This window comes from Paracoccus sp. SSJ, assembly GCF_030234105.1.
In the GTDB taxonomy this organism is placed as follows: domain Bacteria; phylum Pseudomonadota; class Alphaproteobacteria; order Rhodobacterales; family Rhodobacteraceae; genus Paracoccus; species Paracoccus denitrificans.
On the sequence record NZ_JASSPE010000045.1, the window covers coordinates 1 to 9,970 of the forward strand.

Annotated in this window: 9 protein-coding genes; 7 read left to right on the top strand and 2 right to left on the bottom strand. The window is 64.1% G+C overall.

The features are described from left to right. Nucleotides 1-192: 192 nt before the first annotated feature. Complete coding sequence (locus QPR87_RS23095) at nt 193-450, bottom strand: IS66 family transposase (protein WP_285051520.1); 258 nt, start codon at nt 448-450, stop codon at nt 193-195. Nucleotides 451-741: 291 nt separating this feature from the next. Next, entirely contained in the window at nt 742-1,626 is an 885-nt protein-coding gene (locus tag QPR87_RS23100; RefSeq protein WP_011750766.1) for a MurR/RpiR family transcriptional regulator, read from the bottom strand. A 121-nt stretch (nt 1,627-1,747) separates the two neighbouring features. On the opposite strand from QPR87_RS23100, the gene QPR87_RS23105 reads away from it, so the two are divergent. Genes QPR87_RS23105 through QPR87_RS23135 form a run of 7 tightly spaced genes read left to right on the top strand, consistent with a single transcriptional unit; the run spans nt 1,748 to nt 9,393 of the window. Beyond that, a complete protein-coding gene (locus tag QPR87_RS23105; RefSeq protein WP_285051521.1) occupies nt 1,748-2,488 on the top strand; it encodes an N-formylglutamate amidohydrolase in 741 nt (246 codons plus the stop codon). After that, entirely contained in the window at nt 2,488-3,024 is a 537-nt protein-coding gene (locus tag QPR87_RS23110) for a TRAP transporter small permease subunit (RefSeq protein ID WP_011750768.1), read from the top strand. The genes QPR87_RS23105 and QPR87_RS23110 overlap by 1 nt, the downstream gene beginning before the upstream one ends. Next, a complete protein-coding gene (locus QPR87_RS23115; protein WP_285051522.1) occupies nt 3,021-4,346 on the top strand; it encodes a TRAP transporter large permease in 1,326 nt (441 codons plus the stop codon). Before QPR87_RS23110 ends, QPR87_RS23115 begins: the two co-directional genes overlap by 4 nt. 23 nt (nt 4,347-4,369) lie before the next feature. Further along, nucleotides 4,370-5,410, top strand: coding sequence for a TRAP transporter substrate-binding protein (locus QPR87_RS23120; RefSeq protein WP_011750770.1), 1,041 nt, complete (start codon nt 4,370-4,372; stop codon nt 5,408-5,410). A 53-nt stretch (nt 5,411-5,463) separates the two neighbouring features. After that, complete coding sequence (locus tag QPR87_RS23125) at nt 5,464-6,825, top strand: glutamine synthetase family protein (RefSeq protein ID WP_285051523.1); 1,362 nt, start codon at nt 5,464-5,466, stop codon at nt 6,823-6,825. 37 nt (nt 6,826-6,862) lie between these two features. After that, nucleotides 6,863-8,251, top strand: coding sequence for an aldehyde dehydrogenase family protein (locus QPR87_RS23130; RefSeq protein WP_285051524.1), 1,389 nt, complete (start codon nt 6,863-6,865; stop codon nt 8,249-8,251). After that, complete coding sequence (locus QPR87_RS23135; protein ID WP_011750773.1) at nt 8,248-9,393, top strand: iron-containing alcohol dehydrogenase; 1,146 nt, start codon at nt 8,248-8,250, stop codon at nt 9,391-9,393. The genes QPR87_RS23130 and QPR87_RS23135 overlap by 4 nt, the downstream gene beginning before the upstream one ends. Nucleotides 9,394-9,970: the final 577 nt, after the last annotated feature.

A 9,970-nucleotide genomic window follows, 5' to 3' on the forward strand; every position in this document is an offset into this window, starting at 1 on the left:
TTCGAAAAATACTCCCGCCGGAGGCAAGGCGCCGAAGCCGGCGCCGGGCGGGAAGAACCGGCTACGAACCGTGACGCCGCCGCAACGCATCCTCAACCGTCGGCGCGTAATGCACAAGCGGACGGCGATCTTGGGTGTAAGGCAGCCAATCCCTCCGAGCTCGCACCATTTTGGGTTTGCGCCAACCGGCAATCAGCAAAGAGCCGGCATAACGGGCATCAGGTGGAAGCAGGCACGCCCCGTCCAGTTGCCGAGCGTGCCGCGGTCGAGATGCAACCCCTGCCGCTCGAAGATCCCGGCCTGGCGGTAAAACGGAAGGTGGTCGCCGAACTTCGAGATGATGATCCACGCGATCAGCCGCTCCGTCGCCGGTCGGCTGGCCACGAGTGAGAAGCGCTGGCGGTAGACCGGCACACCCCACACGAAACGCTGAACCAGTTCCGTCTTCACCCGACTGTCGAGCCGCGAGGCATCCCAAAGCGTCTTCTCACGCCAGCGACGGCCGCACTTCAGTCGACCGTCCGCGAGCCTCCAACGCCAACCAAACTTGCAATCAGGGCACCGAGACATCGCCAAATCATCTCAGACTGGGTCCAGATCCGTAAGGCATTACCTTTCGTTTCACACGACAAATTGCCGCTGAAGCAGTGCGGAACGGGTATTCCTTACGATCCTCGGGTGTAAGCCCCTCCACAACCTTCTGCCCCGCTCAGAGGCCAGGTCCATCGAGATACCGCGGGTTCAACCCTTGCCGCGCCGGAACATGCTGGCGCGTTCATACAGCGCCTCGAGCCGCGTCATGCGGTCCTGCGCCTGTGGCCAGTTCAGCTCCTGCACCGCCGCAAGCAAGGTCTCGATCAGCACCATCAGCGCCGTGCTGCTGTCCCAGGCCGAGGGGACCTCGATCTGCGCAGCGAAGCGGAAGCGGGCATGGGCCGATATCGGGCTGATCCAGGGATCGGTGATCAGCACGACGTCCGCGCCCCGCTCGGCTGCCATTTCGGCCAGTTGCAGGGTCGCGCTTTCATAGCGGCGGATGTCGAACACGATCAGCACGTCGCCGGGCCGCATCTCCAGCAGCGCCGAGGGCCAGGTGCTGGACTGGCTGGGCAGTGCGGATACTCCCGGCCGCACAATGCCCAACTGGGTCACCAGATAATCCGCCAGCGCATGGGTGATGCGCCCGCCCGTCACCAGGACCCGGCGTTTCGGATCGGCCAGCATCTCGGCGCAGGCATCGAAATCGGCGTGGTCGATCCGGCTGAGCGTCCGGGTCAGATTGGCCAGAACGGCGTCTGCGAAACGGTTCAGGATATGGGTCTGGGGCACTCCGTCGGTCCAGCGCGCGTGCTTGGACAGGGGCGATTCCAGCCGCGCCTCGATCTCGTTGCGCAGCTGCGCCTGAAATTCCGGATAGCCGCGAAACCCCAGCTTCTGAACCAGGCGCAGCACCGTGGGCGTCGAAACCCCCGCTTCTTTCGCAAGATAGGTCATCGAGGCCAGCCCCGCGACGGGAAAGTTCCGCGTCAGGTGGCCGGCCAGCAGGCGCTCGGTCGGGGTCAGGGTGCCGAAGCGCTGCATCAGGCGGTCCTCGATGGTGCCCGCGGCTTCATGTTCCTGCGACATCGACGACCCTCCCGACAGCGTCACCGTGTTCGTAACATTCTTAACAGGAAAAACACACTCTGAAAAATAATTGACAGACTCGCCCCGGCTGCTTCAACCTGAGCAGCAATGGAGCGCGCGCATGTCTGATCCTGCATCCTTTTTCCAGATCGATAACGCGGAAGGCGGCGGTGATGCGGTCATCGTGTGCGAGCATGCCTCGAACGATCTGACGGCCGCGGCCAATGCGCTTGGGCTGGGCGCCGATCAGCGCCAGGCCCATATCGCATGGGATCCCGGCGCGCTTGGCGTGGCGAAGGGGCTGTCCTCCGCGCTGGACGCGCCGCTGATCCACGCGACGGCTTCGCGCCTGATCTACGACCTGAACCGCCCCCCCGATTCACTAGGCGCGATGCCTGCGCGTAGCGAGGCATATGACATTCCCGGCAATCGCGACCTGACCCCACGGCAGCGGCTGGAGCGGACCAGGGCGCATTACATTCCCTTTCATGCGGCGCTGTTTTCCCTGTTGGCCCGCAGGCTGGCCAGCGGCAGGCCGACCGCGCTGATCACCGTCCACAGCTTTACTCCGGTCTATTTCGGCACAAGGCGAGAGGTCGAATTCGGCATCATCCACGAGGCCGACGACCGGCTGGCGCGAGCCATCCTGGCACGCGATGTCGGGCTTTTCACCCGCCTGAACGATCCCTACAGCGCCGCCGACGGCGTGACCCATACCCTGGCGCTGCATGCCACGCCCCTGGGGCTGGGCCATGCGATGCTGGAAATCCGCAACGACCTGATCGCGACGCCGATGGCGCAGCAGGCCATGGCCGACCGCCTGGCCCCGGCGATCCGCGAAGCCGTGAAGGAGTGTCTGTAATGCCGAACTGGGCGATCTGCTATGTCAGGCGCATCGAGGCGCTGAACTACCGCCTTGGCCGCATCGTCATGTATCTGCTGTTCGTGATCATGGGCGTCCTGCTGTGGTCCTCGCTCACCAAGGTGATCAGGATGCCGTCGCTGTGGACGCTGGAAGTGGCGCAATTCACGCTGGTCGCCTATTATCTGCTGGGCGCGCCCTATTCGATGCAACTGGGCGCGAATGTGCGGATGGACCTGCTCTATGCCCGGATGCCGGTGAAGCGGCAGGCGATCTGGGACATCTTCACCATCTTCTGCCTGCTGTTCTATCTGGGCGTGATGCTGTGGGGGGCGGTGGACAGCACCGCCTACAGCTTTCGGATAGGCGAGCGCGCGCCAAGCGCGTGGCGGCCTCCGCTATGGCCGATCAAGGTCGTCATCACGATCAGCTTCGCGCTCATGATCCTGCAAGCCATCGCCCATCTGATCCGCGACATCGCCATTCTGCGCAACGTCGACATTCCCCGCCCCTTTGTCGGCGAGGTCAACAGATGAGCCATGAATGGATCGCCATCCTGATGTTCTCGACGATGCTCCTGATGATGATCACGGGGCAGCGGGTCTTCGGGGCCATCGGCTTCATCGCCGTGGTGGCGGCGTTGCTCCTGTGGGGGCCGGGCGGCACCGACATGGGCTTTTCGGCGGTGATGAAGGTGATGCGGTGGAACGCGTTGCTGACGCTGCCGATGTTCGTCTTCATGGGCTATGTCATGTCGGAATCGCGGCTGGCCGCCGACCTTTATCGGATGTTTCACGTCTGGTTCGGGCCGCTGCCGGGCGGGCTTGCCATCGGCACGGTGCTGTTGATGGTGATGATCTCGGCCATGAACGGGCTGTCGGTCGCCGGCATGGCCATCGGCGCCACCATCGCCCTGCCCGAACTGGTCAAGCACCGCTATGACAAGCCGATGATCTCGGGCGTCATTCAGGCGGGGTCCAGCCTTGGCATCCTGATCCCGCCTTCGGTCGTTCTGGTGCTGTATTCGCTGATCGCGCGCCAGCCGGTCAGCCAGCTGTGGCTGGCGGGGATCGGGCCGGGGTTGCTGATGGCCGCACTGTTCATCGCCTATATCCTGATCCGCACCTGGCTGAATCCGGCGCTGGCCCCCCCGATGCCGGCCGAGGAACGCGCGGCGATCACCTGGCCGCAACGGTTTCGGCTGCTGCGCGCCGGCATCCTGCCGATCATCATCTTCGCCGCAATGATGATCCCCTTCGTCAAGGGCTGGACCTCGCTGACCGAAAGCAGCGTCATCGGCGCCGTGTCGTCGGTGGTCGCCGCCGTCCTCAAGGGCCGCTTCACCCGGCATGTGTTCGAGATCGCGACCCGCCAGACGCTGGCGATCACCTGCATGTTCATGCTGATCATCATGGCCGCGCTCAGCTTCGGGGCGGTCTTCGACGGGCTGGGGGCCGGCCGCGCCATCGGGCGGCTGTTTCTGGGCGAGATGCACCTGACGCCCTTGCAGGTGCTGCTGATCATGCAGGCATCCTTCCTGATCCTGGGGATGTTCCTGGACGACACCGCGATGCTGGTGATCGTCGCGCCGATCTATGTCACCATGGCGCGCAGCCTCGGCTTCGATCTGGTGTGGTATGGCATCCTTTACACCATCACCTGCCAGATCGCCTACCTGACGCCCCCGTTCGGCTACAACCTGTTCCTGATGCGTGCGCTCGCGCCTCGGGATTTCACGCTTGGGGTGATCTATCGCTCGGTATTGCCCTTCGTGATGATCATGCTGCTGACGCTTGGGCTGGTCATTGCGTTCCCCGGCATCGCCATGTGGCTGCCCCAGTCGATCTATGGACAATGACAACCGGCAAGGAGGTAAAGACGATGAACACGACCAGACGGAAGCTCTTGACCAGCGGCGTCGCCGCAGCCGGGGTCGGCGCCCTTGCCGCCCCCGCCATCGCACAGGGCGCGCCGCTGAAATGGCGGATGCAGACCTATGCGGGTGCGGCACTGGGCGAGCATGTCTGCAAGCCCGCAGTCGACGCCTTCAACAAGATCGCCAACGGCCAGATGGAGATCGAGCTTTACTATGCCGACCAGATCGTGCCCACGCCCGAGCTGTTCCGCGCGCTTCAGAACGGCACCATCGACGCGGTGCAGTCCGATGACGACAGCATGGCCTCGCCCACCGAGGTGACGGTCTTCGGCGGCTATTTCCCCTTTGCGCTGCGCTATTCGCTGGATGTGCCGGCGCTCTTCAACCACTACGGCCTGGATGAGATATGGAAGGAGGAATACGCCAAGCACGGCATCCAGCATATCTCGGCAGGGTCGTGGGATCCTTGCAACTTTGCGACCAAGCAGCCGATCAACAGCCTGGCCGACCTTCAGGGCAAGCGTGTCTTTACCTTCCCGACGGCGGGACGGTTCCTTGCGCAATTTGGCGTCGTGCCCGTCACCTTGCCCTGGGAGGACATCGAGGTCGCGCTGCAGACGGGCGAGCTGGACGGCGTCGCCTGGTGCGGCATCACCGAGGATTACACCGTCGGCTGGGCCGAGGCGACGGGCCATTTCCTGACCAACAGCATCTCGGGCGCATGGATCGGCCATTTCTTCGCCAACCAGCAGCGCTGGGAGGAATTGCCCGACCATCTGAAGGAGCTGATGAAAGCCGTCTTCGACCAATCCCATTACTATCGCCAGCATTGGTATTGGGCGGGCGAGGCGCGGCTTCGCGTCGGCGGCGACAAGATGCAGCTGACGACGATTCCCGCCGAGGAATGGGCCACCGTCGAGGAAGCCGCCAAGAAATTCTGGGACGAGATCGCCGCGGAATCCGAGGTCAAGGCCCGCGTCGTGGCCCAGATCAAGGAATACAACGAAGCGATGGAGAAGGCAGGTCCACCCTATCGCTATTCGTGATCACTGCGACTGGGCGCACCCGCGATGGTGCGCCCTCCTTACCGGAGTCACCCATGCCTGCCAACCTTTCCTTGAAAAACCTGAAGCAGGCGGTCCAAGCCGGCGAAATCGACACCGTGATCGTCGCGTTGGTCGATATGCAGGGCCGTTTGATGGGCAAACGCTTCCACGCGGCCCATTTTCTCGAGAACCACGACGAGACGCATTGCTGCAACTACCTGCTGGCGACCGATCTGGAGATGAACACGGTGCCGGGCTATGCCTCGGCAAGTTGGGCGGCGGGTTACGGCGACTATGTGATGAAGCCGGACCTTTCGACCCTGCGCCGCCTGCCGTGGGCGGCGGGAACCGCGCTGTGCATGTGCGATCTCTACGACCACAAGACCCACGAACTGGTCCCCCACGCCCCGCGCAGCGTGTTGCGCCGGCAGGTCGAACGCGCAGCCGCGCTGGGTTTCCAGCCGATGATGGCGACCGAGCTTGAATTCTACCTGTTCGAGCAATCCTTCAAGCATCACTTCGACAGCGGCTATCGCTGCCTTGTCCCGACCGCGCGCCACAATGTCGACTATGCCCTCGGCGGCACCTTCGCAGAGGAACCCGTGATGCGGGATCTGCGCAACGGTCTTTACGGCGCCGGCATCCCGGTCGAGAACTCGAAGGGTGAAGCCAACGCCGGCCAGCACGAGATCAATGTCAGATATTCGGATGCGCTGGATACCTCGGACATGCATGTCGTGGTCAAGGCTGCGACCAAGGAGATCGCGAGCAAGCACGGCCTCTCGGCCACCTTCCTTGCGAAAGTCGCGCATGGACAGGCGGGCTCGTCCAGCCATGTGCACCAATCCCTGTTCAGGGACGGCGAGAACGCCTTTTTCGACGAGAATGCCGAACATGGCATGTCCGACCTGATGCGGCACTACATGGCGGGCCAGTTGGAACATGCGCGCGGGCTGACCTTTTTTCTTGCCCCCTATGTCAACAGCTACAAGCGTTTCGTGACCGGCCTTTTCGCGCCGACGAACGCGATCTGGTCGGTGGACAACCGCACGGCCGGCTTCCGCGTTTGTGGCGACAACACCAAGGGCGTGCGCATCGAATGCCGGATCGGCGGATCGGACCTGAACCCCTATCTGGCCTGCGCCGCGCTGCTCGCCGCCGGGCTGGAGGGGATCGAGCGGAAACTGGCGCTGGAGCCGGAATTCACCGGCGACGCCTATGCGGCCCAGGATGCCCGGCAGGTGCCCAAGACCTTGCATGAGGCCGCCGATGCCCTGGATGGCTCGGCCATGTTGCGCGCGGCGATGGGCGATGGGGTCATCGATCACTATGTCCACGCCGCCCGCTGGGAAGTCGAGGAATTCAACCGCGCCGTCACCGATTGGGAACTGGCCCGCGGGTTCGAGCGCGCCTGACACGATCCGCCGGAACCTCCGCCAATACGAGGAAGAGATGAGCAAGACCATCGCCCTGATATCGCCCGCCACCGGCAGGACCCTTGTCGAAAGGCAGACCCTGGGCATCGAGGACGCGCGCGCCGCCGTTGCCCGCGCCCGTGCCGCCCAGCCCGAATGGGCGGCGCTGCCGCTGGACGAGCGGATCGCCCGCATCCGCGCCGGGATCGAGGCGCTGAACGCCATGAAGGACGCGATAGTGCCCGAACTGGCCGATCAGATGGGCCGCCCGATCCGTTACGGCGGCGAATTCGGCGGCGTCAACGAACGCGCCGGCCATATGATGAAGATCGCGGCCCAGGCTCTTGCCCCGACCGTGGTCGAAGACAGCGATCATTTCGCGCGCGAGATCCGGCGCGAGCCGGTGGGCGTGGTCTTTGTCATCGCGCCTTGGAACTATCCCTTCCTGACCGCCGTCAACACGGTCGTGCCCGCCCTGGTCGCCGGCAATGCCGTGATCCTGAAACATGCGAGCCAGACCCTGCTGGCGGGCGAGCGTCTGGCCGAGGCGCTGCATCGGAGCGGCGTTCCCGCCGAGGTGATGCAGAATGTCGTCCTGGACCACCAGACGACCGAGGCGCTGATCGCCGGGCGCAGCTTCGGCTTCGTGAACTTCACGGGCTCGGTCGCCGGGGGACGCGCGATCGAGCGGGCCGCCGCGGGGACCTTTACCGCGACCGGGCTGGAACTGGGCGGCAAGGATCCCGGCTATGTACGCGCCGATGCCGATCTGGATGCGGCGGTGGACGGGCTGATGGACGGCGCCATGTTCAACAGCGGCCAGTGCTGCTGCGGGATCGAGCGGATCTATGTCCACGAAAGCCTCTTTGACGCCTTCGTGGCCAAGGCCATCGATTGGGTGAACGCGCAGAAGCTGGGCAATCCCCACGACCCGGATACGACGATGGGGCCGATGGCGCACCGGCGCTTTGCCGATCTGGTCCGCGCGCAGGTCGCCGAGGCCGTGGCGCAGGGGGCAAGGCCGCTGATCGACCCGGCGAACTTTCCCGCCGATGATGGCGGCGCCTATCTTGCGCCGCAGGTGCTGGTCGACGTGACCCACGACATGCGCGTGATGCGAGAGGAAAGCTTTGGCCCCGTCGTCGGCATCATGCCGGTTCGCGACGATGCCGAGGCGATCGGGCTGATGAACGATTGCGACTATGGGCTGACCGCCTCGATCTGGACCGCCGATGCCGATGCCGCCGCCCGGATCGGCAGCCGGCTTGAAACCGGCACCGTCTACATGAACCGCTGCGACTATCTGGACCCGGCGCTGTGCTGGACCGGCTGCAAGGACACCGGACGCGGCGCGGCGCTGTCGGGCCTTGGCTATCTGGCCGTGACGCGGCCGAAATCCTACCATCTGAAAAAGGTGACGCAATGACGTTTCGTGCGAACTGGTCCTATCCGACCACCATCAAATTCGGCCCGGGCCGCGTCACCGAACTGGCCGAGCATTGCAGGGCCGTGGGCATCGCGCGTCCGCTGCTGGTGACCGACAAGGCATTGGCGAGCCTGCCCATAACCGCGCAGGCCCTGGATGTTCTGGATGCCTCCGGCCTTGGCCGCGCGGTCTTTTCCGAGGTCGATCCGAACCCGCACGAAGGCAATATGGAGGCCGGCATCGCCGCCTACAAAGCCGGCGGACATGACGGCGTGATCTGCTTTGGCGGCGGCTCGGCGCTGGATCTGGGCAAGATGATCGCGCTGATGGCGGACCAGACCGTATCCGTTTGGGACCTGGAGGACATCGGCGACTGGTGGACCCGCGCGGATGCCGGCAAGATCGCGCCCATCATTGCCGTGCCGACGACCGCGGGCACGGGCTCCGAGGTCGGGCGCGCCGGGGTCCTGACGAACTCGGCCACGCACAAGAAGAAGATCATCTTTCACCCCAGGCTGATGCCTGCCGTCACGATCTGCGACCCGGAACTGACCGTGGGCATGCCGAAATTCATCACCGCCGGCACCGGCATGGATGCCTTTGCCCATTGCCTCGAAGCGTTCTGCTCGCCCCATTACCACCCCATGTCGCAGGGCATCGCGCTTGAGGGGCTGCGGCTGGTCAACGAATACCTGCCCCGCGCCTATGCCACGCCCGACGACCTCGAGGCCCGCGCGCACATGATGAGCGCCGCCGCCATGGGGGCCGTCGCCTTCCAGAAGGGGCTGGGCGCGATCCACAGCCTGAGCCATCCGGTCGGCGCGGTCTACGGCACCCATCACGGCACCACGAATGCGGTGGTCATGCCGATGGTGCTGGACTTCAACCGATCCGCCATCGAGGACCGGCTTGCCCGCGCCGCCGACTATCTTGGCATCAAGGGCGGCTTCGACGGCTTCCGCGCACGGGTGATCCAGCTGCGCAGCGAGCTTGCCATCCCCCAGAACCTCACCCGGCTGGGGGTCCAGACCGAACGTCTGGACGAATTGACCGAGATGGCGCTGGAGGACCCGAGCTGCGGCGGCAACCCGGTCGAGATGACGCGCGAGAACACCCGCGCGCTGTTTGAAAGCTGCATGTAGGATATGTCGCGCGACCCCGCAATCCTCGGGGCCGTGCCTTTTCCTGCCTTCGCAAACGCAGCCCTTGCGATGCAGACGATGCGCGGCTGGAAATCCCGCTATGCGGCATCGAGGGCGGCAGCATCGCACGGCTCAGCTGTCGGGCTGCCCCGATGCGCTGCCGGCGAATGCTCGCCCCCTGCTGATGCGCTCTTGGCGCCCTCTCGGATCGCTGTCCCGATCGGCAAGATGGTCCCGGATGACGGTTCAGGCCAGTATGTAAAATATTTACAAATCACATCTCCAGCCTGTCAATTTATTAACAAAATTTCCTTTATATATAAATGCTTAACATGGATGCAGTGATATGATTAACATTGTGTTGGAGCTTTCCTGCAGCAGCCTGACATGAGAACGTCGACATGGCGCCGCAGGAAAGGGGGAAATGACGCGATTGCTCGTGGGGGGAGCCATGACCATTGAAACTTCTGGGAAACATCCGATTCCGCCGGGTTTTGGGGATGCCCTGGTCCAGCCTGGCGATTACGCCCGCATGTATGCCGAATCGATCTCGGACCCTGACGGGTTCTGGGGCCGC